The organism is Variovorax sp. H27-G14 (assembly GCF_046156345.1).
Taxonomy (GTDB): domain Bacteria; phylum Pseudomonadota; class Gammaproteobacteria; order Burkholderiales; family Burkholderiaceae_C; genus Variovorax.
This window is the reverse complement of record NZ_JAYLVN010000004.1, coordinates 39,904-61,518: the sequence shown is the minus strand read 5'-3', so window position 1 is coordinate 61,518 and position 21,615 is coordinate 39,904. Positions and strand designations below refer to the sequence as shown.

The following is a 21,615-nucleotide window of genomic DNA, read 5'->3' as shown; positions in this document are numbered from 1 at the left end:
TACCAAAAATGCCCGAGGGTCTCACCACTTTTTCAAACGCCCATGTCCACTGACGGCATCGGCGAAAGCCTCTGGCAGGCCTGCGTCGACCAGCTCGCGCAGGAGCTGTCCGAGCAGCAGTTCAACACCTGGATCAAGCCCCTGACCGCACAGGTTGCCGACGACCTGTCGCGCATGACCGTGTTCGTCGCCAACCGCTTCAAGCTCGACTGGATCCGGGCCCAGTACGCCGGCAAGATTGCCGCCATGGCCGAGAAGATGTACGGCCAGCCGGTGGCTGTCGAGTTAGCGCTTGCTCCTCGTGAAACCCCCGTGCGCTCTGCGCCCATCACGGTCATGGCCGAAACCGACGTGCCGCGCGACGTGGCCGGCCCGGGCGAAGAACCCGCCGCCGCCGGTTTCAAGAACCGGTTGAATTCCGGCCTCACTTTCGACACCCTGGTGGAGGGCACGGCCAACCGAATGGCGCGCGCCGCCGCCATGCACGTGGCCGGCATGCCGGGCCATCTGTACAACCCGCTTTTCATCTACGGCGGCGTCGGCCTGGGCAAGACCCACCTGATGCACGCCGTGGGCAATCGGCTGCTCGCCGACAGGCCGGATTCCAAAGTTCTCTACATCCACGCCGAGCAGTTCGTGTCGGATGTGGTCAAGGCGTATCAACGCAAGACTTTCGACGAGTTCAAGGAGCGCTATCACTCGCTCGATCTGTTGCTGATCGACGATGTGCAGTTCTTCGCCAACAAGGACCGCACGCAGGAAGAGTTCTTCAACGCGTTCGAGGCCCTGCTCGCCAAGAAGTCGCACATCGTGATGACCAGCGACACCTATCCGAAGGGCCTGGCGGACATCCATGAGCGACTGGTTTCGCGCTTTGACTCCGGTCTCACGGTGGCCATCGAGCCGCCCGAGCTCGAAATGCGCGTGGCCATTTTGATCAACAAGGCGCGCGCCGAATCGGCCGAAATGCCCGAGGAAGTGGCCTTTTTCGTCGCCAAGAACGTGCGCTCCAACGTGCGCGAGCTCGAAGGCGCGCTGCGCAAGATCCTGGCTTACTCGCGCTTCAACCAGAAAGAGATCTCGATCGCCCTGGCGCGCGAGGCGCTGCGCGACCTGCTGTCGATCCAGAATCGGCAGATCTCGGTCGAGAATATCCAGAAGACGGTGGCCGACTATTACAAGATCAAGGTCGCCGACATGTACAGCAAGAAACGCCCGGCCAGCATTGCGCGGCCGCGGCAGATTGCGATGTACCTGGCCAAGGAGCTCACGCAAAAGAGCCTGCCGGAAATTGGCGAGCTGTTCGGCGGGCGCGACCACACCACGGTGCTGCACGCGGTGCGCAAGATTTCGGGCGAGCGCCAGCAGCTCACCGAGCTCAACCAGCAGCTCCACGTGCTCGAACAGACGCTCAAGGGCTGAAGAAGAAGCCCGATGCCATCAGGAACGCCCCTCGCGACAGCGGAGAATGGCGCCCTTACAAGCTGATTCAAAGAGATAGAGAAGAGGAAGAAGACATGATCGTTTTGAAGGCAAACCAAGACAAAGTCCTCGCCGCGCTGCAGTCGGTGGCGGGCATCGTGGAGCGGCGTCACACCCTGCCTATTCTGGCGAACGTGCTGATTCGCAAGACCGGCGGCCAGCTGCAACTGACCACCAGCGACCTCGAGATCCAGATCCGCACCACCGCCGAACTGGGTGGCGACGAAGGCAACTTCACCACCACCATCGGCGCGCGCAAGCTCATCGACATTCTGCGCACCATGCCGGCCGACCAGACCGTCAGCCTCGAGTCGAGCGCCAGCAAGCTGGTGCTCAAGGGCGGCAAGAGCCGCTTCACGCTGCAGTCGCTGCCCGCCGAAGACTTTCCGCTGGTGCAGGAAGCCGCCAATTTCGGCCCTGTGTTCAGCGTGCCGCAAAAGACGCTGAAGGACCTGCTCTCGCAAGTGTCCTTCGCCATGGCCGTGCACGACATCCGCTACTACCTGAACGGCATCCTGTTCGTGGCCGAAGGCAAGCAGCTGAGCCTGGTGGCCACCGACGGCCACCGCCTGGCGTTCTCGTCGGCCACGCTCGACGTCGAAGTGCCGCGGCAAGAAGTGATTCTTCCGCGCAAGACCGTGCTCGAAATGCAGCGCCTGCTGTCGGACGCCGAAGGCGCCATCGAGATGCAGTTTGCCAACAACCAGGCCAAGTTCAGCTTTGGCGGCATGGAGTTCGTCACCAAGCTGGTCGAGGGCAAGTTCCCCGACTACAACCGCGTGATTCCGAAGAACCACAAGAACACCGTCACGCTCGGCCGCGCGCCGCTGTTGGCCAGCCTGCAGCGCACCGCCATCCTGACCAGCGAGAAGTTCAAGGGCGTGCGCCTGAACATCGAGCCGGGCACGCTGCGCATCGCGTCGAACAACGCCGAGCAGGAAGAAGCCCAGGACGAGCTCGACATCGACTACGGCGGCGACAGCATCGAGATTGGCTTCAACGTCACCTACCTGATCGACGCGCTGTCGAACATGGACCAGGACATGGTCAAGCTGGACCTGGCCGATTCGAACAGTTCGGCGCTGCTCACCATTCCCGAGAACGCATCCTTCAAGTACGTCGTGATGCCGATGCGTATCTAGCAGACAGACCCCGAAGCGCCTTGCGCACACAGCCCGCGGCCCTCCGCGGGTTTGCGCTTTCAAAAGGCGGCAAATTGAGCTTTTGAGAGCCCGACAAATCACGTGAATGCCGTGAGAGACAGAGGAATATCCGAATGAGTGCTGAAGAAAACAAGCCCGAAGTGCCGCACACCGAGCCGGTCTACACACCTGAAGTGCAGGTCGTGCCGCCCGAGGTCATTGCCGCCGACACCAGCTACGGGGAAGGCTCGATCACGATCCTCGAAGGGCTCGAGGCGGTGCGCAAGCGCCCCGGCATGTACATCGGCGACACCTCCGACGGCACGGGCCTGCACCACCTGGTGTTCGAGGTGGTGGACAACTCCATCGACGAGGCGCTGGCGGGTCATTGCGACGACATCGTCGTGACCATTCACACCGACAACTCCATCAGCGTCACCGACAACGGCCGCGGCATTCCCACCGGCGTGAAGATGGACGACAAGCACGAGCCCAAGCGCTCGGCCGCTGAAATTGCCCTGACCGAGCTGCACGCCGGCGGCAAGTTCAACCAGAACAGCTACAAGGTCTCGGGCGGCCTGCACGGCGTGGGCGTGAGCTGCGTGAACGCGCTCAGCATCATGCTGCGCCTGGTGGTGCGGCGCGAAGGCAAGATCCACGAGCTGCAGTTCAGCCGCGGCTTCGTGCAAGACCGGCTACTGAGCACCGTGAACGGCTTCGAAGTCTCGCCCATGAAGATCATCGGCGACACCGACAAGCGCGGCACCGAAGTGCACTTCTTGCCCGACACCGAAATCTTCAAGGAAAACGCTGACTTCCACTACGAGATCCTGAGCAAGCGCCTGCGCGAGCTGAGCTTTTTGAACAACGGTGTGCGCATCCGCCTGAAGGACGAGCGCAGCGGCAAGGAAGACGACTTCTCGGGCGCCGGCGGCGTGCGCGGCTTTGTCGAGTTCATCAACAAGGGCAAGACCGTGTTGCATCCGAACTCGTTCTACGCCGAGGGCGAGAAGCCGGCCGAAACCTACGGCGGCATTCCGGGCACCCACATCGGCGTGGAAGTGGCGATGCAGTGGAACAGCGGCTACAACGAACAGGTGCTGTGCTTCACCAACAACATTCCCCAGCGTGACGGCGGCACCCACCTGACCGGCCTGCGCGCCGCGATGACCCGCGTCATCAACAAGTACATCGAAGAGCACGAGTTCGCCAAGAAGGCGAAGGTCGAGGTCACCGGCGACGACATGCGCGAAGGCCTTTGCTGCGTGCTGAGCGTGAAGGTGCCCGAGCCCAAGTTCTCGAGCCAGACCAAGGACAAGCTGGTGTCCAGCGAAGTGCGCGCGCCGGTGGAAGACATCGTCGGGCGCCTGCTGACCGACTACCTGCAAGAGCGCCCGGCCGACGCCAAGATCATCTGCGGCAAGATCGTCGAGGCCGCCCGTGCCCGTGAAGCGGCCCGCAAGGCACGCGAAATGACGCGCCGCAAGGGCGTGCTCGACGGCATGGGCCTGCCCGGCAAGCTGGCCGACTGCCAGGAAAAGGACCCCGCCCTGTGCGAGGTCTACCTGGTGGAGGGTGACTCCGCCGGCGGTTCCGCCAAGCAGGGCCGCGACCGTAAGTTCCAGGCCATCCTGCCGCTGCGCGGCAAGATCCTGAACGTGGAAAAAGCGCGCTACGAGAAGCTGCTCACCAGCAACGAAATTCTCACGATGATCACCGCGTTGGGCACCGGCATCGGCCGTGCCGGCGCTACCACCGCGGGCGGCGGCGCGGACGACTTCAACGTCGCCAAGCTGCGCTACCACCGCATCATCATCATGACCGACGCCGACGTTGACGGCGCCCACATCCGCACGCTGCTGCTCACGTTCTTCTACCGGCAGATGCCGGAGCTGGTGGAACGTGGCCACATCTACATCGCGCAACCGCCGCTGTACAAGGTGAAGTCCGGCAAAGAAGAGCAGTACCTGAAGGACGGCCCCGCGCTGGACGCCTTCCTGCTCAAGGTGGCGCTGAAAGACGCGCGCATCGAGACCGGCGGCGCCAACTCCACCACGCTGAGCGGCGACACCCTGGGCGAACTGGCGCGCAAGCACCAGGTGGCCGAGGCCGTCATTGCGCGCCTGCGCAACTTCATGGACGCCGAGGCGCTGCGCGCCATTGCCGACGGCGTGGCGCTCGACCTGGACACCACGCCCGCCGCCGAAGCCTCGGCCGTGGCGCTGCAGACCAAGCTGCGCGAGCTCAACACCACCGGCATTCCGGCCGAGGTGAGCAGCGAGTTCGACGTGCGCACCGACAAGCCGCTGCTGCGCATCAGCCGCCGGCACCACGGCAACATCAAGAGCAGCGTGCTGACGCAGGACTTTGTGCACGGCGCCGACTACGCGGCCCTGGCCGGGGCTGCCGACACCTTCCGCGGCTTGCTGAGCACCGAAGGCGCGCTGGTGAAGCGCGGCGAAGGCGAGCGCGCCAAGGAAGAAAAGGTCGACGACTTCCGCCAGGCCATGAAGTGGCTGATCGGTGAAGCCGAACGCGCCACCTCGCGCCAGCGCTACAAGGGCCTGGGCGAGATGAACCCCGCCCAGCTTTGGGAAACCACGATGGACCCGACCGTACGTCGCCTGCTGCGCGTGCAGATCGACGACGCGATCGAAGCCGACCGCGTGTTCACGATGCTGATGGGCGACGAGGTGGAGCCGCGCCGGGAGTTCATCGAGCAGAACGCGCTGCGGGCAGCGAATATCGACGTGTGATGCATGCCCCGGCTGCCGCTTGCCGCGGCGCCGACATCCCGCAAAACATCCAAACGCCCGGTTCACCCGGGCGTTTGTCATTCCTGAAGGTGCAAGGTCGTGACGCGCGCGCCTTCGGAGCACGGCCCGTCGGAGTACTCGGCTTCGCCTGACGGCGTGATGCACTTGGTCACGTCGAGACGCACCGGCGTCGCCATGCGCGGCGAGTCGACCCGCGTGCGCTGCAGCGGCACAAAGGCAGCGGCGGGCAGGGCGGCCACTGCCACTGGCCGTGTGGCGACTTCACGAACTGCGCGATCCTCGCTCTCGCTCGAAAGCGGAGGCTGCACGGATGCAGGCGTCACGCTCGCCTGGGCCGGCGCCCGCGCTGCGCTCTCTCGCACGAGCCCCTGCAGCGTCACGTAGAAGGCGAACATCGCCACCAGCGCCACCGCCAGGCACAGCGGCCAGTAGCGTGCGGGGCCTGCAGAGGCGGCCGCATCCCGCACCACGTGGCCCTGCCGGCTGTTCAGCGACGCTTCCATGCCCAAGCTCCGCCCTGCAACGTTCCCGCCAGCTTGGCGATGCCGCCGGTGCCACTGGCCGCACGCCCGATCAACGCGCCACCCGCAGCCCCCGCGATCACGCGCGTGAGAAAGGAGCGGCTGCTGCCCGCCGCCAGCAAAAGCAGCACGCCCGCGCCCAGCACCACAAGGTGCTCGCCGGGGTAGTCCGCCCGCTGGGCGTCGACTTTCTTGAATTCCCGGATCGTCGATTCGAGGGTCATGTCTGAGGCTCCTTCTTTGGTCTGTTGCCCCATTGATATCGCGCGCCTCGATGCACCGCTGTAGGCCTGCGCCATGCACGCTTGCGGAATCCGACGCCTAAACGCCGCAGGAAAGACGAAACAGCGCAAAAGAAGGCCGATCAGGGTTTGCGTGAGGTTTGTCAGCAAATGTGGCCAACGCGCGCGTCACACGGGCGTCATCAGCTATGAAAACAATAGCATTCAAACTGAATCCGCAGATCGTTCCTCGTAAACGCTATATCTAGCCCGACTCTTGCTAAGCAAAATCCTCGTCGGATTTCACGTTACGCAAGATCGAGGACCACACAGCAATGAACCCTTCGCGTCTCCGCCGGCCACTGGCCGCGCTGGTAATGAGCGGCACAGCAGCTTTCCTCGGGGCGCTGGCTTCGGTCACGCCGGCCCATGCGTTCTCCAACCCGCCCATCGAAGTGGCGCAAGGCATCGAGTACATGTGCGGCGGCGCCGCGCGTGACGAGGCCGCCTTCATGGAAATGGTGTCGCCGCGCTGGGCCGCCACCATCGCGCTGGGCGTGAGCGACGGCAAGGGCGCGCAGCAGGGCGGCTTTCCGGCCAAGGCCGCGGTGCAGATTCGCCAGAAGTACACCGGTCAGGTGGTGATGGACGTGCAGACGCAGTCGCCCTACATGCTCGCGCGCCTGAACCCCGGTGCCTACGACGTGAACGTGACGCTCGGCGGCCTCACGCTGACGCAGTCGCTGGTGGTGATTGCCGGGCTGCCGGCCCGCGCGGCCTTCGTCTGGCCGTCGAACTTCGACATGGCCTCGGTGGCACCGCAGCTGCCGCAGACGCTGGCGCAAAGCTCGGCCGCGCGCTGAGGCGTTCGGTCACACCGGCACGCCAACAGGTGTGCCGGTTTTCATTTCAGGTCAGCCTTTCCTAAGCCACGCGCGCCACAGTGGCTGCGTGGCCCGTCGCCACGTACGTCGACCAGGAAAGGATCCAGACCATGACCTCCCGTTTTCCATCGCGCATGCGGCCTGTGCAAGCCGCGTTGTTCTGTGGCGCCGTTCTGCTGGGCGCGCTGTCGGCGGTGTCGTCGGCCCAGGCGGCGGTGAATCCGCCGATCTACATGTCGCACGGCGTCGAGTACATGAGCGGCGGCATCGGCAGCGACGAAGCCCAGCTGATGGAAACGGTGGCGCCGCGCTGGCCGGCCACCTTCGAGTTTTCGGTGAAGGACAGCAAGGGCGCCGACTTTGCGGCCAACGTGCATGTGACGGTGCGCGACGCCCACGGCGTGGCCCTCATCGACAACGTGACCTCGGGCGGCCCGTTCATGGTGGCGCGGCTGGAGCCGGGCAGCTACGAAGTGGAAGCGCGCCTGGGCAGCCAGGTGCTCAAGCAGCCGCTGCGCGTGCCCGAAGGCGCATCGGCCAAGGCGAGCTTTGTCTGGCCCGCGGGCACCGACATGGCTTCGGCCAGCACGCACACGGTGCAGTAGGGCGAGCGGCGCACGGGAGGCGCTCGCGATCGAGCGCAGCCGGGTGCCATCCGTCGCAAGCGCGCACCGGCATCGCCCCCGCGCGGGTGTTGGCCCAAAGGGCTTGGTCACGCCACAACGCCCGCTATCCGGGCGTGCTGCGCTATAGAAAAAATAGCGGCCATGGCGCATCGCAGTCTCTTGAATGCACGGCATGCGCCTTGCAGGTGGTGTATCCCGGGCAGTGCCCGAACCCATTGTCCCGATGCCGATCCGTCCCCTGAGCGCCCTGACCGCGCTGTTGCACGTCTACATTGCGCTGCGCCTGCTGCCGGCACTGGCCGTGCTCACGCCCGCCTGGCCGCTGGCGCTCCTGGCGCTCCTGGCGCTGGCGGTGTCTGCGCTGACCATTCCGCTGCCTTTCATGTCTCGGCGCATCGGGCGTGACGCCTCGCTGGGCACCGTCCTGAAATGGGTCGGGCTGATCAGCATGGGCTGGTTCTCCTCCATGTTCGTGCTCACGCTGGTGCGTGACACCGGCCTGGGCCTGACCTGGCTGGCCAGCGCGCTGGGCGGTGCACAGGTGCAGTGGGCGGCCCTGAAACAGTGGAGCGCGCTGGCGGTGCTGGCGCTGGCCACGGCCACGTCGGCCATCGGCTTCTTCAACGCGCGCCGCACGGCCAGCGTGAAGCGCGTCGACGTTCCCATTCAGGGGCTGCCGCAGGCGCTAGAAGGCTTCACGATCGCGCAGCTCAGCGACATTCACGTGGGCCCGACCATCCGCCACTCGTACATCCAGCGCATCGTCGACGCGGTCAACCGGCTGGGCGCGGACGCCATTGCCATCACCGGCGACCTGGTCGACGGCTCGGTGGCCGAATTGCGCGAGCACATCGCGCCGCTGGCCGGACTGCGCGCGCGCCACGGCACCTTCGTGGTCACCGGCAACCACGAGTACTACGCGGGCGCGCACGCCTGGATCGACGAGCTGCGCCGGCTCGGCCTGAAGGTGCTGCTCAACGAGCATGTGGTGCTGCAGACGCGCAACGTGCGCGGCGCGCAGACCGACGAAGAACTGTTCGAAAGCGCGCTGGTGCTCGCCGGCGTGACGGACTTCACCGCCGGGCATTTCGACGCGGCCCATGCCAGCGACCCACACCTGGCGCTGCACGATGCGCCGCCGTTGGTGCACACGCGCGTGCTGCTGGCGCACCAGCCGCGCAGCGCCACGCTGGCCGCCGCAGCGGGCTACCAGCTGCAGCTGTCGGGCCACACGCATGGCGGCCAGTTCTTTCCGTGGAACCTGTTCGTGCCGATGCAGCAGCCCTTCACGGCAGGGCTGCACCGGCTGCACGACATGTGGGTGTATGTGAGCCGGGGCACCGGCTACTGGGGCCCGCCCAAGCGCTTTGGCGCGCCCTCTGAAATCACGCTGCTGACGCTGGTGCCGGCCAAGCCCTGAGAGCTTTGCCGGGGCAGGGTTCAGGCCTCGAGGTCAGCCAGACGGCGTGCGTTGGACGTGGCGGCCGCATGAATCGGCTTGAGGCCTTCGCGCGCAATGCGTGCCGCCATGCCCGGCAGCTGGCTGGCGGCGTTGACGGAGCCGGCGGCCGACTGCACGAAGGCGTCGCCGTTGGCCACGGCCTGGGCCGGCGTCACGCTGCCTGCCAGCAGCAGGAAAGCGGTGGTGCCCTGCACCCATTGCTGCACCGCGCGGTTGGCCAACGAAAACTGGCTGCTGTGCCACTGCTTGACCATGGCCATGCCCGATTCACTCGCGGCCGTGAGCTTTTCCTGGCCCATCAGCTGGAACTCGGCCAGATCGGCCGGGCTGGGCGTGAGGCCGGCCTTGGCCATGCGCTCGGTGCGCATGCGGATCACCGAGCCGGAGGACAGCAGCATCTCGTGGGTCTTGAGTGCCAGGTCGAACCACTGCATGAGCGGGTTGGCCAGACGGGCGGCGGAGGAGAGCGATGACATGTGGGCGTGGGGGTGAAGGGGTGGTCGGGCCACTATAGGCTTCCCACGTTGAAATTGGTGCAGTGCAACAATTACAACGCTGTATTGAGGCATTAGTCCTACTTTGCAGGCTCAAGCACAGGCCCCTTCGCCGCGCGCAGCCGCCGGGCGCGCACCTCTGTCACCAGGTAGCCGAGCGTCGCCACCACCAGCGGCAGCAGGTAATACAGGCCGCGGTACGCCAGCAGCGCCCCCAGCAACTGCGTCTCGGCCACCGCGTGGGCCAGTAGCGCCACGAACACCGCCTCCAGCACGCCAAGCCCCGCCGGCACATGCGTCACCACGCCGGCCACGGCGGCCACCAGCAGCACGGCCAGCACGTGCACATAGTCGACCTGGCCCTGCAGCAACACCCAGATCACCCCGCCGATCAGCGACCAGTTGGCGCACGACATCGCCAGTTGCAGCAGCGCCATTGGCAGGCTCGGCGTCTTGAAGCTGTGCCCGCGCACCTGCCAGACACGGCCCTTGGCCACAGCGCAAAGCACCAGATAGGCAAGCGCCACCAGCAGCAGCGCCGCGCCCAGCATGCGCAGCCCCTCGTTGCCGATCTTCCAGGTCGGCGGCAGCGCCAGCGGCCAGAAGCAGAAGGCCGCGCCCGCCACCACAAGGTAGCCGAACCAGTTGGTCAGCATGCTGAAGCCCAGCACGCGCGTGATCGTGTCGTTGCCCAGCCCCAGGCGCGAATAGAGGCGATAGCGAAACGCCACGCCCCCCACCAGCGAGCCCAGGTTGAGATTGAAGGCATAGCTGATGAAGGTCACGCCCATCACGGTGCCCGCGCCCAGCTGATGCCGGGTCAGGTGCCGCCCGAGCAGGTCGTAGGTGCTGTACAGCGCAAAGCTGCAGGCCGCCAACGCGCCAGCCGCGAGCAGGGTGGTGGCGGGCAGCGCGCGAATGGCGTCGAGCACCTCGCCCCAGTCGATGGTGCGTGCCTGTGTCACCAGCAGCCATGCAATCAGCGCGAAGAAGCCCCACACCACGGCGCGACGGGCCCAGGGCCACCAGGCGGTGCAGGTCAGGGCCATTGCGCTCATGGAATTGGAATGCGCCGCCGGCTCAGGCGGCTTCGGTCTGGGTGGCGCCGCCGGTCGGGTTGCTCAGGCCGGTGTCGCGACGGTTCGCCAGGTCGGTGGCTTCGGCCGGCGTCAGGCGCGGCACGTGGCGCGGCAAGCGACCCAGCAGCGCCGGATACCAACGCATGATGTGGAACACGAAGAAGCTGCGCACCAGGCGCCAGCCGCTCCATTCGCTGGCCAGGTCGGCTGCTTGAATCTGCTTGCAGCTGTGCTGCATGAGCTGGTCCATGCGCTCCCACAGCACCGTGTTGAAGGCCTTGTCGCGCACGATCACGTTCGACTCGAGGTTCAGCGACAGGCTCAGCGGATCGAGGTTGCTCGAGCCCACGGTGCTCCACTTGTCGTCCATGAGCGCGACCTTGCCGTGCAGCGGCCGTTCGCAGTATTCGTAGATGCGCACGCCCGCATGCAGCAGGTGGTGATACAGCATGCTGGCGGCGATCTTCACGATGGGCATGTCGGGCTCGCCCTGCAGGATGAGCCGCACGTCCACGCCGCGGCGCGCCGCGCGGCGCAGCTCCTTGATGAGCCGGTAGCCCGGAAAGAAGTACGCATTGGCAATCACGATGCGGTCCTTGGCCGCGCGAATGGCCGCGCGGTACTGCCGCTCGATGTCGTTGGTGTGGCGCCGGTTGTCGCGCGTGACGAACATCGCATCGGCTTCGCCCACGGGGCTCAACCGCGCCGCCGGCGCCTGCTTCAGGCGGCGGCGGAACCACCCCGCGCCCTTGCCACCGAGCGCAATGGCGCGCAGCACGAACTGATGAATCTCCGCCACGATCGGGCCCTTCAGCTCCACCGCGTAGTCCTGCTTGGCCTTGGGGCCGAAGTCGAGCAGGTGGTCGGCCGAATAGTTGATGCCGCCCACAAACGCGCGCTCGCCATCGACCACCACGATCTTGCGGTGCATGCGGCGAAACACATTGAGCCGCTGGCCCATGAAGCGCGCACCCGGGTCGAACACGCGCACCTTCACGCCCACAGAGGTCAGCCCCTCGATGAACTCGCGCGACAGGTCGGGCGAGCCGAAGCCGTCGATCATCAGGTCGACCTTCACGCCGCGCTGGGCGGCCTCGCGCATGGCGGCATGCAGCTGCAGGCCGACCTTGTCCTCGAACAGGATGAAGGTTTCGACGATGGCTTCGCGCCTGGCGTTGCGGATGGCGTCGAACACGCGCGGAAAAAACTCCTCGCCGTTCTCCAGCAGCTCGATGCTGTTGCCGCCAGTCCAATGGTTGTTGTTGTTCATGCGCAGCCAGAGCCTCAAAGATCGATATTCGCCACCAGCGGCGCATGGTCCGACAGGTGCGACCACGGTTGACGCGGCAGCACCACGGGCGCATGCACCCCGGCGTTGCGCACATAGATGCGGTCCAGCGACAGCACCGGAAAGCGTGCCGGAAAGGTCTTGGCCGCACGGCCGTTGGCATGCACGAACACCTCGCGCAGCGAGGCGCCTTTTTCCAGGATGTCGTGTGCGCGGCCGCGCCAGTCGTTGAAGTCGCCCGCCACGATGAGCGGCGCGTCGCGCGGCACCTCGTCGCGCACGATGTGACAGAGCAGTTCGAGCTGCTGCACGCGATGCGCCTCGGCCAGGCCCAGGTGCGCGCAGATGGCGTGCACGTCGACCGTGCGGCCCGGCAGGCGCAGCACGCAGTGCAGCAGCCCGCGCTTCTCAGGCCCGCTCACCGACACGTCGTGGTTGCGGAAATGCACGATCGGAAATTTCGACAGCACCGCGTTGCCGTGGTGCCCCTTCGGATACACGGCGTTGCGCCCATAGGCGAACTGCGGCCACATGGTGTCGGCCAGAAATTCGTAGTGCGGTGCCTCGGGCCAGTTGCTCACCTTGCGCTCGTGGCGCGAGTGCGTGCCCAGCACCTCCTGCAGAAACACCACGTCCGCGCCCACGGTGCGCACGGCGTCGCGCAGCTCCGGCAGGATGAACTTGCGGTTCAGCGCGGTGAAGCCCTTGTGGGTGTTCACCGTCATGACCTTCAAGGAGGTCGGCGTTTGGGGGGTGGTCGCAGCGGTTGCAGCAGCGGGGTTGGGCGAAGAAGACATCGTCATATCGGTTGTACGTGGCCGTTGGCCGCCTGACTGTAGGAACGCGCCACCTTCTCGCGCCCCTTTCTTGCCGCACGTCGCCGCATGTCGCTGCACGTCGCCGCCCTTGCGGCGGAGGGCGGTCGACTCCTACAGCCAGGCCTGCCGCACCCCGACACGACAGGTTTTTCGGCGCTCCTACGGTGATTTCAGGGCCTTGAGAAAGCAGCCCGCGTTTTCATTCACCGATACGAGACAAGCCACAAGGAGCACTCCATGAAGCAAGCCACTTTCCACGCCACGGTTCTCGCCGCGCTGCTGGGCGCAGCCAGCCTCGCCACCGCGCAGACCACCTCCGTGCCTGCCGCACCCGACCCGTCGGTGGGCGGCCAGGCCAGCACGATGACGCCGGCCGGCGTGGCCAACCCGCCGCAACGCCCCGACAACTCGATGCCGGCCTCGCGCGAAGCCGTGAAGGCCGAAGCCCGCGTGCAGAACCGCAACAACGCCGACAGCTTGGTGCCCAAGGGCGAGGCCACCACCACGGTCAACCACCAGCCCAACGCCATGCCGCAGCCCACCGGCGAGATGTCGCGCGCCGAGGTCAGCCAGACCGGGCGCAAGGTGAAGCCGCAGTTCGGCCAGAAGGGCGAGCGCCCGGACGTGGTGACCAACCCGACCGACAAGACCGGCACGCCGAAGTAAACCGCCCGCTTGGCAAAACCGACCAAGAAAAAGCCCGCGGCGCTTGCGCGCCGCGGGCTTTTTTGCGGCTGACGCGAATCAGCCCTTGGCAGGTGCCGCGCCGCGCTGGCCGTCAGGACCACCGTGGCCGCCATGGCCGTGGTGACCGCGCGGGCCGCCGAAGTGCGCCGTCTCCGTGTCGAAGGTCTTCTGCTGGTCCGGCGTGAGCGCGGCGTAGAAGGTCTTGGTGGCGTCGGCACGCTTGGCGAACATGGCGCTGCGCTCGGCCTGGCGGGTCTGCATGCGTTCCAGGCGTTGCGGCGTGGTCAGCTTGGCGAACTCGGCGCGGTCCATGCGGGGCGGGCGGGCACCGGCGGGCGGCTGGCTCGCGGCGGTGAAGCTCGACCAGGCGCCTTCCTGCGAGGCGTTCAGCTTGAGCTTGTCCTTCAGGGCGGCAAGACGCTTGGCGCGGTGCTCCTGCATGCGCTCCATGCGCTTGGCGGGGTCCATGCGCGGGTGCTGCGCCTTGGGTGCGGCAGCGTTGTCGGCCTGGGCCACCGCGGCGGTGGGAGCGGCTGCGGTGGGAGCGGCCGGCGCTTGAGCGAAGGCGCCCGAAGAGGCGAGGGCGGCCGAACCGAGCAGGCTGGCCCAGACGATGCGTTGGCGAAGAGAGATCATGAGAAGTGCTTCCTTTCGAAGACTGCTACCGGGGGGCAGCAGGTGAGTTGAAGTGTGGAAGACGCCTGTATCGCAACCGTTAGCCCAGCGTGAGCTTGCGTAAAGAACAATGAACGGCGCGAATGAAGCGAACGCCCTCGCACCTTCACCCCAGCTTGCCGTTCTGGAAGTCGTGCACCGCCTGCTTCACCTGCTCCTGCGTGTTCATCACGAAGGGCCCGTACTGGGCAATGGGCTCGCGCAGCGGCTTGCCCGCGATGAGCAGTGCGCGGGCCGGGCTGTGGTTGGTGGCACCCGCGCGCAGCACCACGCCGTCGCTGCCCGTGTCGTTGGCCAGAATGGCCATGCGGCGCGTCGGTATCTCGCTGCCCGCGATCCACACCGATTCGCGAAACACATAGACCAGCGCGTTGTGGTCGTCCGGCAGCGGCTGCGCAAACTCGGCGCCCGGCGGCAAGGTGATGTCCAGGTACAGCGGCTCGGTGTGCGCGCGCTGCACCGCGCCCTCGATGCCGTGGCTCGCACCGGCAATCACGCGCACATGCACGCCCTGCGTGGTGGTGAATTCGGGAATCTCTTCGCTCTGGATGTCGCGGTACCAGGGCTCGCGCATCTTGTCCTTGGCGGGCAGGTTGAGCCACAGCTGAAAGCCTTCCATCAGGCCTTCTTCCTGCTCTGGCAGCTCGCTGTGCACCAGGCCGCGCCCGGCGGTCATCCATTGCACGCCGCCGTTCTGCAGCAGGCCCTCGTGGCCGGCGCTGTCGCGGTGGCGCATGCGCCCCGCAATCATGTAGGTGACGGTTTCGAAGCCGCGGTGCGGGTGGTTGGGAAAGCCGCCGATGTAGTCGCCCGGGTTGTCGCTGCCGAAGGCGTCGAGCATCAGGTAAGGGTCGAGGCGCTTTTGCAGCGGCTGCTGGAGCACCCGCGTGAGCTTCACGCCGTCACCGTCGCTGGTGGACACACCGGCCACGATGTGGTCGATGCCGCGCGGCACGGCGACGGAGTCGGTGGGGTGGTTGGCATGGTGGTTGGCGTTCGTCATGCGGCCATGGTGGCACCAACGCGGGCCGGGCGCCACCCATGCGCCGGCCGCCCCGTGTCAGCCGGCGCCTTGAAACCTGGCCCGCATGTGCTCGGGATACCACTGCGTGAAGCGAACCGCGCCCACGATGGCCACCACCGTCACCGCAATGCCCACCCACAGCGGCAGCGCGGGCATGTAGACCATGGCCACGTCGGCCAGCACCATCAGCGCGAAGGCCACGGCCCAGGCGGCGGTGATGACGTTGTTCACTCGCCTGAAGCCCGGCTGCGTCCACACCTCGGGCGGCGTGCGCTCCTTGGCGTACTGCAGCGTGAAGGGCTGGCCGATGGCCATGGTGGCGAGCACCACGAGCAGCAGGCCCGCGTCCACCCGCAGCCGCACGCCCAGCAGCGACCATTCGGTGTGCGTGGCCACCGCGTACGCCGCCAGGCCGCCGAACAGCAGCACGGTGCCGATCTCCAGCACCTTCACCGTGCGCCCCGGCGTGAGCCAGTCGCGCACCAGCAGCACGGCCGCCACCAGCGCCGCGGCCGACAGCGCCGGCACCACGCCCAGCAGGCGGTCGCACAGCGCGAAGACGATGAAGGGCGCAAAGGCCAGCAGCATGCTCATGACGAAGCTCCTTGTGGGTCTTGTGGGTCTTGGGGGTCTTGTGAGTTTTGCGGGAACCAGTTGCCATGAAAACCGACCGGCACGCGGTGCGGCAACGAGGCCACGCACAGCGGGCCGGCCGCGAGCGCGCGCGCGTCGAACACCACCAGGTCGCTGGTGTCGGTGGCGCCGCGCCACACGGTGGCCAGCAGCCAGCCGTCGCCCTCCGGCGCGTCGGCGCTGCGGGGCACGAACACGCCTTCGGACACCACGTCGGGCGCGGGAAACAGGTACACGTCGCGCTGCGGCGTGCTGTGGTCGATGTGCACCAGCCCCGCGTACAGGCGCGGCGGCTCGCCCGGCTGCGAGACGCCGCGGCACACATACCAGCCGTGGCGGTAGGGCAGGCCGGCAAAGCGCTCGTCGATGCGCGGAAACTCGCCCGGCATGTCTTCGAGCTGCGTCTGCGTGAACATGTGTTCCGGGCTTGACAGGTCGAACTGCCAGCGCACCAGCCGGCTCAGCGGCGGCTTGTCGCTCACGGGCGAGCCGTCGGGGCGGGGGAACAGCGGTGGCGTGGGGAACTGCACCACGTCGGCAAACAGGCTGCCGTCGGCTTCCCACGCGTTCATGACATGGAACACATAGCAGGCGGGCCCGCTCCACCAGACGATGTCGGCGGTGCTGCCGTTGCGCGGCATCAGGCCCACGCGGGTGCCGTACGCCGGCTCCCACGCATAGGGCGGGCGGCCGCTTTGCGCGCGCTCCATGCTGGCGGTGAGCGGCATGATGGGAAACATCACATGCCGCTCGGTCACCATGAAGTCGTGGACCATGCTGGCGTAGGGCGCCTCGAAACGCTCGAAGCGCGTGACGCGGCCCTCGGGCGACATCACGCCGAAGCTCATGCCGTTGGACAGCGGCGCCGGCGTGCCGTAGCCGAAGAACAGCAGCTCACCGGTTTTCGGGTCGGTCTTGGGGTGCGCGGTGAAGCTGCCGTGCAGGCCGCCGCCGAAGTCGGTGGCGCCCAGCGTGTCGAGCGCGGGCAGCGCCACTTCGACCGGCAGGTGCGCCTCTTCGAGCGCCAGCATGCGCCCGGCGTGGCCGACGATGTTGGTATTGGCCGAGCCATCGTCGTGCTGCTGCTTGGGCTGCTCGTTCAGCGCTGCTTGCTGAAAGCCGCCGGGCAGCTCCCGACCGTCGGCGGCCGCCTGCCAGCGCTGGGTGCGCACCCAGCGGTTGCGGTAGCGCACCTCCCCGCCACCCTGACCATCTTCCTGACCACCGCCCAGGCTGAACGCGTGCAGCATGCCGTCCCCCGAAAACCAGTGCGCCTTCGGGTCGGGCGCCACCGGATTCGGTCCGTTGCGCACCAGCGTGCCGCGCAGGCCGGCGGGCAAGCTGCCCTTCAGCGGCAGCGGGCCGAGGTCGGTCTCGAAATCGATCGGCGCCATGTTGGGAGGTGGTGCGCTGCGGGCAATGACATCGTTCATCGGGGCTCCTGGAGGGGGTGTGGAAGGCGTCTCTGAAGATCTTTCCAGTGGAAATATCTTCGAGTCCACGCCTGAAGTCAAGAAATTTTTCCAGTGGTAAGATTTTTGAGCACTTTCGCCGCCCTTGCTTTTTTTCACGAATGACCACCGACGCCCCGCCCAAGCGCTACCACCACGGCTCGCTGCCCGAAGCCCTGCTGGCCGCGGCCGAAACCGTGCTGCTGCGCGAGGGCATTCCGGGCCTGGGCCTGCGCGCCATCGCACGGGAGGCGGGGGTGTCGCACACCGCGCCCAAACACCACTTCGGCGACATGACCGGCTTGGTGAGCGAACTGGCCGCCGTCGGCTACGGTCGCCTGAGCGGCGCCATGCGCGACGCCGCGGCCTTGCACGCCGACGTGCGCGAGCGGCGCAACGCGATCGCCCGCGCCTATGTGCACTTCGCCTACGACAACCCGGCCATGTTCGGCCTGATGTTCCGCGACGAGATCATCGACATGCAGCGCCCCGTGCTCGGCGGCGCGGCGCGCGAGGCGATGCGGGTAATGGCCGCGATCATCGGCGCCAAGGACGAGCCGCCGGACGAAACACCCGTCTCGCTGAGCGCCACCGAGGCCATGCGCATCACCGCCGCCTGGGGCTATGTGCACGGGCTGGCGACGCTGCTGATCGACCAGCGCCTGCGCGGCATCGTCAAGATCACGCCGGCGTTCGAGAACCCGATCGACCTGGTCGACCAGGCGCTGAACGACGTGCGCTTCGGCTTCGAAGCGGGCGAGCCGGCCTAGGCGGCAGGCCGGCTCAAGCGAGGCTCAACGCGGCGGCGGCTGGCGCTGCCAGTAGCTGTAAGTCCACTGCGTCTCGAACCCCGCGCGGCGGTACAGCGCCAGCGCCGGCGCGTTGTGCGCATCGACCTGCAGAAACACCCGCTCGAACCCGCGCGCCAGCGCCGCCTGCGCCAAGCCGGCCAGCACGCGCCCCGCCAGACCGCGCCCGCGCAGTGCCTGGTCGGTGCGCATGCCGTGCACGCTGGCCCAGCCATGGCCGAAGGCCATCGCGCCCGCGGCCACCGTGCGGCCGCCTTCACACACGCTGGCAAACAACGTGCCCTGGGCGCGCGACAGCATGCGCACGCGGTGCGCGCCGTCCACCGGGTCGAAGCCCTCGCCAAGGAACAGCGCCGCCCAGGCGCCGTCGGGCGCGCTGTCGACATCGGCCAGCGAGCCGTCGGGCGCCACCAGCCGCCGCATGCGCGCGGCCGAGCCGACCTGCACGCAGGTCGGGCTGTCGGCCACGTAGTGCCGGCGCTCCAGCTCGGCGCGCAGCCCCTCGAAGCAGGCCGCGTCGGCCAGCCGCAGCGCAGGCGCCACCTGGCGCGCGTCGCAGCGGTCCTGGATGCGGTCGAGCGTGGCCGGCGCCACCGGGCTGCGGTGCAGCGGCACGGCCGACTTCGCGCGCTTCACGGTGCCCTCGGCAAAGGGCAGCAGCCAGCCGTCGATTTCTTCGGTGACATCGGGCGCGACAGCGGCGACGGTGGCGCGCTCGATGGCTTCGATGTCGCCCACGCTCAGGAATGCGGTGCTCATCGGGGTGTCACGGGTTGGCTTCGGGCGCCGTGAACTTGGCCGCGGCCACGCCCTTGAGCAGCGCCTCGCGCTGGTTGCGGCTGATGCCGCGGATGCCTTCGGCCACCCACTTGATGCGCTCGGCGTCGATCTGGCCGTCGCGGCGCCATTGCTCCAGCACCGCCTGCGGCTTGTGCAGCATGGCCGCCAGCCACACGGCCTGCGCCGGCTCCAGCGTGCGCGCGCTGCGCTTGAAGTAGCGGCGCGACGCGGCCTCGGCGCCGCACAGGGTGCCGCCCCACGGCGCGTTGTCCAGGTACAGCTGAAGAATGCGCGCCTTGCCCAGCGTCTGTTCCATTTCCACTGCGTAGAGCAGCTCGCGCAGCTTGCGCTCTGCCGTGCGGTCGCTGCCCGTCACCAGCAGCTTGGCCAGTTGCTGTGTGAGCGTGCTGCCGCCGCGGCGAATCTGCCCGGGCTTCTGGTTGTTGTCGATCGACGCGAGGATCTCGGTCAGGTCGTAGCCGGTGTGGGTGAAAAAGCGCTGGTCTTCGGCGGCGATGACGGCGCGCGCCAGCCAGCTGTCGTTGGCAAGCCTGGCGGACGGGCCGCAGCTGGTGCGCGCGTTCAGCATGGCCTCGGTGCCCAGGCCCTCCACCGTGAACTGGCTGATGGTCGGCTGCACCGCGAAGGTGGTCTCGGGCAGCACCAGCTGGCCGCGCAGCGCGAGCGTGCCGCCGATGCGTGCGCGCTGCAACTCGGGCAGCGTGGGCACCAGCACCGCGTACCAGCGGGCGATGGGGGCGTCCTGCACGTTGACGTTGAGCTGAAGGTTCTTCGGCGTGAGCTTGCCGTCCCAGTGGCCCTGCAGCGGCGTGGTGTCGGTGCTCAGCGGCATGGCCTCGAAGCTGCCGGCCAGCGTGTTGCCGTCGCGCTTCACGGTGGCGACCAGGCGCTCGACCTTGATCGGCTGGGTGCCCAGCGCGGGCACATCGGCGCTGCATGGCGCGCACTGCATCTCCAGCAGTTCGCCGGCCGGCTTCCAGCCGAAGCGCACGGTGCCGAAGCGGGTGTCCAGAGAGCGCCCGTCCAGGTACGGCGCGAACCACGGCGAAGTGGCCACGCGCAGCGCGGTCGGCACGCCGATCTCGAAATTCAGCGGCCCCGCCTTCACCGTGGTGCTCCATTCACCGGCGGCCGGCGCAAGCGCCAGCTTGGCTATCAAAAAGACAGCCACACACGCCGTAACCACGAGGGCCAGCAGGCCAAAAAGAACAAATCGCAGGGTCTTCTTCACAGAAACGTTTTCTCAGATCGGTCTTGCCACGGTGACAGCTTGCCACGGCCCATGCGATTGGCCGCTGGCCGCTGCCCAGTACCAGGCTGAAGTGTCTGTGAAAGCCGTGCCCTGGGCGTCCACGATCCGCTCGCAGACCCGGATTTTTTGCGCGCCGTGCCGTTGCGCAACAAAACAGCGCCACATCCGCTCCTGCGCATCGCGTTCCAGCCGCGCCTGCTCGATGCGGTAGCCCAGCGCGCGGTAGCAGTCCACCGCCGGGTGCAGCATGCGCGTGGGCTGCGTCACCTCGCGCAGCACCAGCGTCTGCCGGCCGTCGGTCATGCGGCCGATGGCACCCGGAAAGCGGTCGGCAAAGCGCTGCTCGACCTCGCTCAGCGCCAGCGGGCGCAGTGCGGCGCCGTCCCATTCGCTGGGCCATTCGTGCGAGGTGAGGGCGGCCACCGGTTCGCCCGGCGCGCCCGACACGCGCACCGCCGCCGTGACCGACCACAGCACGCACAGCACCATGGCCAGCGCAAAGGCCGACTTGTGGCCGATGCGGTTGATGAAGTGGTTGGCAAACCAGCGCTCAAAGAACGGTGTCGACACGGCGGCCTCCCTGGGCAGTGATGAGGCCCGCAATGGGTTGTTCGGCAAGCTCGGGCGCAGGGCGCGCCGGCACCATCAGCCGCGCGATGGCGCCGCACACCGCGGCCAGCACCAGCAGACCCAGCGCGTTGTGCGCCCACGGCGCCAGCGGTTGGCCGGCGCCTTCGAAGGCAATCAGCACGCTGTTGCGCACGATGTTCCCGCCCAGCACGAGCAGGCCGACCAGCGGCAGCCGGCGCACGAAGCCCCGGTCGCTGCGCCCCGCCCACAGCGCCACCGCGCAGGCCGTGAAGTAGCCCAGCCACACCATCTGCACGCCGGAGCAAGGCGCGTCCACGATCACCAACTTTCCATCGACCATCAGCGTGGCGCCCTCGCGCGCCACCTCGAAGCCCGGCGCCAGCAACCAGCGGCTGACCTCGGCCGTCACCACGCGCAGCGGGTAGCCCGCATAGAACTGCAGCGACGACAGCAGCGGCAGCGCCAGCACCGACAGCCCGACCACCGGCAGCGCCGCCACGCGCCGCGGCAGGAACGCCAGCAGCCCGCAGGCCAGTGCCAGCACGGCCACCAGCCCCGCCGCCAGCGGCGGCAACGCGGGCAAGCCGCCGAGCCCCGTGCGCAGCAACGTCGCCAGCACGGTGCCCGCGCCGGCCAGTGCCAGCCAGCCCAGGCGCGGCGAGGCGCGCAGCTCGCGCCGGCGGCTCCAGGCCAGGGCAGCGAGCGCAACCAGCGCCAGCAGCCCCAGCGGGTCGTCGGAGCCGTCGCGCATGCGCTGAACCATCCAGGCCCAGGTCGGCATCAGCGCGGCAAACTGCAGCGCGAGCCAGCCGGCCGATGGCATGCGGTCGATGTGGATGCCCCAGTCCACGATGCGCGGGTGGCGGCGGGCGAGTGTTGCCAGAGACATGCTTTTCTT

Annotated in this window: 22 protein-coding genes; 8 read left to right on the top strand and 14 right to left on the bottom strand. The window is 67.6% G+C overall.

All coding sequences use genetic code 11. The annotated features are described in order from the left end of the window. Positions 1–42 precede the first annotated feature (42 nt). From dnaA to gyrB, 3 genes are all read left to right on the top strand, one after another. Positions 43–1,422 carry a chromosomal replication initiator protein DnaA gene (dnaA, locus tag VLK31_RS12820; RefSeq protein ID WP_409168792.1) on the top strand — a complete coding sequence of 460 codons (1,380 nt, stop codon included), beginning with the start codon at positions 43–45 and terminating at the stop codon, positions 1,420–1,422. A gap of 95 nt (positions 1,423–1,517) precedes the next feature. After that, the gene (gene dnaN, locus VLK31_RS12815) at positions 1,518–2,624 is read left to right on the top strand and encodes a DNA polymerase III subunit beta (RefSeq protein WP_093128829.1); all 1,107 of its coding nucleotides are present in this window, start codon (positions 1,518–1,520) and stop codon (positions 2,622–2,624) included. 134 nt (positions 2,625–2,758) lie between these two features. Next, positions 2,759–5,380 carry a DNA topoisomerase (ATP-hydrolyzing) subunit B gene (gene gyrB / locus VLK31_RS12810; protein WP_409168791.1) on the top strand — a complete coding sequence of 874 codons (2,622 nt, stop codon included), beginning with the start codon at positions 2,759–2,761 and terminating at the stop codon, positions 5,378–5,380. A gap of 77 nt (positions 5,381–5,457) precedes the next feature. Here gyrB and VLK31_RS12805 read toward each other — a convergent pair whose 3' ends face one another. Both VLK31_RS12805 and VLK31_RS12800 read right to left on the bottom strand, forming a co-directional pair. Beyond that, positions 5,458–5,904, bottom strand: coding sequence for a hypothetical protein (locus VLK31_RS12805; RefSeq protein ID WP_409168790.1), 447 nt, complete (start codon positions 5,902–5,904; stop codon positions 5,458–5,460). Further along, entirely contained in the window at positions 5,889–6,146 is a 258-nt protein-coding gene (locus tag VLK31_RS12800) for a hypothetical protein (protein WP_409168789.1), read from the bottom strand. Before VLK31_RS12800 ends, VLK31_RS12805 begins: the two co-directional genes overlap by 16 nt. Before the next feature lie 332 nt (positions 6,147–6,478). Here VLK31_RS12800 and VLK31_RS12795 point away from each other — a divergent pair, with 332 nt between their 5' ends. From VLK31_RS12795 to VLK31_RS12785, 3 genes are all read left to right on the top strand, one after another. Continuing rightward, positions 6,479–7,006 (top strand): hypothetical protein, encoded by a 528-nt coding sequence (locus VLK31_RS12795; protein WP_409168788.1) that lies wholly within the window; start codon positions 6,479–6,481, stop codon positions 7,004–7,006. A 131-nt stretch (positions 7,007–7,137) separates the two neighbouring features. Continuing rightward, the gene (locus tag VLK31_RS12790) at positions 7,138–7,632 is read left to right on the top strand and encodes a hypothetical protein (protein WP_409168787.1); all 495 of its coding nucleotides are present in this window, start codon (positions 7,138–7,140) and stop codon (positions 7,630–7,632) included. A gap of 184 nt (positions 7,633–7,816) precedes the next feature. After that, entirely contained in the window at positions 7,817–9,073 is a 1,257-nt protein-coding gene (locus tag VLK31_RS12785; protein WP_409168786.1) for a metallophosphoesterase, read from the top strand. A 20-nt stretch (positions 9,074–9,093) separates the two neighbouring features. Here the strand turns inward: VLK31_RS12785 and VLK31_RS12780 are convergent, their stop codons facing one another. The 4 genes from VLK31_RS12780 to VLK31_RS12765 all read right to left on the bottom strand — a co-directional run bounded on the left by VLK31_RS12780 (position 9,094) and on the right by VLK31_RS12765 (position 12,773). Continuing rightward, a complete protein-coding gene (locus tag VLK31_RS12780) occupies positions 9,094–9,591 on the bottom strand; it encodes a polyhydroxyalkanoate granule-associated phasin (RefSeq protein WP_409168785.1) in 498 nt (165 codons plus the stop codon). Between the two features lie 98 nt (positions 9,592–9,689). Next, on the bottom strand, positions 9,690–10,667 hold the full coding sequence (locus tag VLK31_RS12775) for a lysylphosphatidylglycerol synthase domain-containing protein (protein ID WP_409168784.1): 978 nt from the start codon (positions 10,665–10,667) through the stop codon (positions 9,690–9,692). Between the two features lie 22 nt (positions 10,668–10,689). Next, complete coding sequence (clsB, locus tag VLK31_RS12770; protein WP_409168783.1) at positions 10,690–11,958, bottom strand: cardiolipin synthase ClsB; 1,269 nt, start codon at positions 11,956–11,958, stop codon at positions 10,690–10,692. Positions 11,959–11,972: 14 nt separating this feature from the next. Continuing rightward, positions 11,973–12,773, bottom strand: a complete 801-nt coding sequence (locus tag VLK31_RS12765; protein WP_409169241.1) for an endonuclease/exonuclease/phosphatase family protein — start codon at positions 12,771–12,773, stop codon at positions 11,973–11,975. Between the two features lie 258 nt (positions 12,774–13,031). Between VLK31_RS12765 and VLK31_RS12760 the strand changes: the two genes are divergently transcribed. Then, the gene (locus VLK31_RS12760; RefSeq protein ID WP_409168782.1) at positions 13,032–13,460 is read left to right on the top strand and encodes a serine/threonine protein kinase; all 429 of its coding nucleotides are present in this window, start codon (positions 13,032–13,034) and stop codon (positions 13,458–13,460) included. A gap of 78 nt (positions 13,461–13,538) precedes the next feature. Here the strand turns inward: VLK31_RS12760 and VLK31_RS12755 are convergent, their stop codons facing one another. The 4 genes from VLK31_RS12755 to VLK31_RS12740 form a co-directional block, all read right to left on the bottom strand. Beyond that, on the bottom strand, positions 13,539–14,117 hold the full coding sequence (locus VLK31_RS12755) for a Spy/CpxP family protein refolding chaperone (RefSeq protein WP_409168781.1): 579 nt from the start codon (positions 14,115–14,117) through the stop codon (positions 13,539–13,541). A gap of 145 nt (positions 14,118–14,262) precedes the next feature. After that, the gene (locus VLK31_RS12750) at positions 14,263–15,159 is read right to left on the bottom strand and encodes a pirin family protein (protein ID WP_409168780.1); all 897 of its coding nucleotides are present in this window, start codon (positions 15,157–15,159) and stop codon (positions 14,263–14,265) included. A gap of 57 nt (positions 15,160–15,216) precedes the next feature. Continuing rightward, positions 15,217–15,774: a hypothetical protein gene (locus tag VLK31_RS12745; RefSeq protein WP_409168779.1), complete on the bottom strand. Its 558-nt coding sequence runs from the start codon at positions 15,772–15,774 to the stop codon at positions 15,217–15,219. Beyond that, positions 15,771–17,246 carry a carotenoid oxygenase family protein gene (locus VLK31_RS12740; protein WP_409168778.1) on the bottom strand — a complete coding sequence of 492 codons (1,476 nt, stop codon included), beginning with the start codon at positions 17,244–17,246 and terminating at the stop codon, positions 15,771–15,773. The genes VLK31_RS12745 and VLK31_RS12740 overlap by 4 nt, the downstream gene beginning before the upstream one ends. A 140-nt stretch (positions 17,247–17,386) precedes the next feature. On the opposite strand from VLK31_RS12740, the gene VLK31_RS12735 reads away from it, so the two are divergent. Then, positions 17,387–18,034: a TetR/AcrR family transcriptional regulator gene (locus VLK31_RS12735; protein ID WP_409168777.1), complete on the top strand. Its 648-nt coding sequence runs from the start codon at positions 17,387–17,389 to the stop codon at positions 18,032–18,034. 24 nt (positions 18,035–18,058) lie between these two features. Here VLK31_RS12735 and VLK31_RS12730 read toward each other — a convergent pair whose 3' ends face one another. From VLK31_RS12730 to xrtQ, 4 genes are read right to left on the bottom strand one after another with little or no spacing between them, the layout of a single operon-like run. After that, positions 18,059–18,832: a GNAT family N-acetyltransferase gene (locus VLK31_RS12730; RefSeq protein ID WP_409168776.1), complete on the bottom strand. Its 774-nt coding sequence runs from the start codon at positions 18,830–18,832 to the stop codon at positions 18,059–18,061. Positions 18,833–18,839: 7 nt separating this feature from the next. Then, complete coding sequence (locus VLK31_RS12725) at positions 18,840–20,105, bottom strand: biosynthetic peptidoglycan transglycosylase (protein ID WP_409168775.1); 1,266 nt, start codon at positions 20,103–20,105, stop codon at positions 18,840–18,842. Positions 20,106–20,117: 12 nt separating this feature from the next. Next, the gene (locus VLK31_RS12720; protein ID WP_409168774.1) at positions 20,118–20,696 is read right to left on the bottom strand and encodes a hypothetical protein; all 579 of its coding nucleotides are present in this window, start codon (positions 20,694–20,696) and stop codon (positions 20,118–20,120) included. Then, the gene (gene xrtQ, locus VLK31_RS12715; RefSeq protein WP_409168773.1) at positions 20,677–21,606 is read right to left on the bottom strand and encodes an exosortase Q; all 930 of its coding nucleotides are present in this window, start codon (positions 21,604–21,606) and stop codon (positions 20,677–20,679) included. The genes VLK31_RS12720 and xrtQ overlap by 20 nt, the downstream gene beginning before the upstream one ends. Between the last annotated feature and the right edge of the window lie 9 nt (positions 21,607–21,615).

What these genes read in the sequence shown, in the direction of transcription:
- VLK31_RS12740 (WP_409168778.1), bottom strand. Translation starts at nt 17,246, where the DNA reads ATGAACGATGTCATTGCCCGCAGCGCACCACCTCCCAACATGGCGCCG.
- VLK31_RS12735 (WP_409168777.1), top strand. Translation starts at nt 17,387, where the DNA reads ATGACCACCGACGCCCCGCCCAAGCGCTACCACCACGGCTCGCTGCCC.
- VLK31_RS12805 (WP_409168790.1), bottom strand. Translation starts at nt 5,904, where the DNA reads ATGGAAGCGTCGCTGAACAGCCGGCAGGGCCACGTGGTGCGGGATGCG.
- VLK31_RS12755 (WP_409168781.1), bottom strand. Translation starts at nt 14,117, where the DNA reads ATGATCTCTCTTCGCCAACGCATCGTCTGGGCCAGCCTGCTCGGTTCG.
- clsB (WP_409168783.1), bottom strand. Translation starts at nt 11,958, where the DNA reads ATGAACAACAACAACCATTGGACTGGCGGCAACAGCATCGAGCTGCTG.
- VLK31_RS12765 (WP_409169241.1), bottom strand. Translation starts at nt 12,773, where the DNA reads ATGTCTTCTTCGCCCAACCCCGCTGCTGCAACCGCTGCGACCACCCCC.
- VLK31_RS12775 (WP_409168784.1), bottom strand. Translation starts at nt 10,667, where the DNA reads ATGAGCGCAATGGCCCTGACCTGCACCGCCTGGTGGCCCTGGGCCCGT.
- dnaA (WP_409168792.1), top strand. Translation starts at nt 43, where the DNA reads ATGTCCACTGACGGCATCGGCGAAAGCCTCTGGCAGGCCTGCGTCGAC.
- VLK31_RS12800 (WP_409168789.1), bottom strand. Translation starts at nt 6,146, where the DNA reads ATGACCCTCGAATCGACGATCCGGGAATTCAAGAAAGTCGACGCCCAG.
- dnaN (WP_093128829.1), top strand. Translation starts at nt 1,518, where the DNA reads ATGATCGTTTTGAAGGCAAACCAAGACAAAGTCCTCGCCGCGCTGCAG.
- gyrB (WP_409168791.1), top strand. Translation starts at nt 2,759, where the DNA reads ATGAGTGCTGAAGAAAACAAGCCCGAAGTGCCGCACACCGAGCCGGTC.
- VLK31_RS12745 (WP_409168779.1), bottom strand. Translation starts at nt 15,774, where the DNA reads ATGAGCATGCTGCTGGCCTTTGCGCCCTTCATCGTCTTCGCGCTGTGC.
- VLK31_RS12795 (WP_409168788.1), top strand. Translation starts at nt 6,479, where the DNA reads ATGAACCCTTCGCGTCTCCGCCGGCCACTGGCCGCGCTGGTAATGAGC.
- VLK31_RS12750 (WP_409168780.1), bottom strand. Translation starts at nt 15,159, where the DNA reads ATGACGAACGCCAACCACCATGCCAACCACCCCACCGACTCCGTCGCC.
- xrtQ (WP_409168773.1), bottom strand. Translation starts at nt 21,606, where the DNA reads ATGTCTCTGGCAACACTCGCCCGCCGCCACCCGCGCATCGTGGACTGG.
- VLK31_RS12790 (WP_409168787.1), top strand. Translation starts at nt 7,138, where the DNA reads ATGACCTCCCGTTTTCCATCGCGCATGCGGCCTGTGCAAGCCGCGTTG.
- VLK31_RS12785 (WP_409168786.1), top strand. Translation starts at nt 7,817, where the DNA reads ATGCACGGCATGCGCCTTGCAGGTGGTGTATCCCGGGCAGTGCCCGAA.
- VLK31_RS12730 (WP_409168776.1), bottom strand. Translation starts at nt 18,832, where the DNA reads ATGAGCACCGCATTCCTGAGCGTGGGCGACATCGAAGCCATCGAGCGC.
- VLK31_RS12760 (WP_409168782.1), top strand. Translation starts at nt 13,032, where the DNA reads ATGAAGCAAGCCACTTTCCACGCCACGGTTCTCGCCGCGCTGCTGGGC.
- VLK31_RS12780 (WP_409168785.1), bottom strand. Translation starts at nt 9,591, where the DNA reads ATGTCATCGCTCTCCTCCGCCGCCCGTCTGGCCAACCCGCTCATGCAG.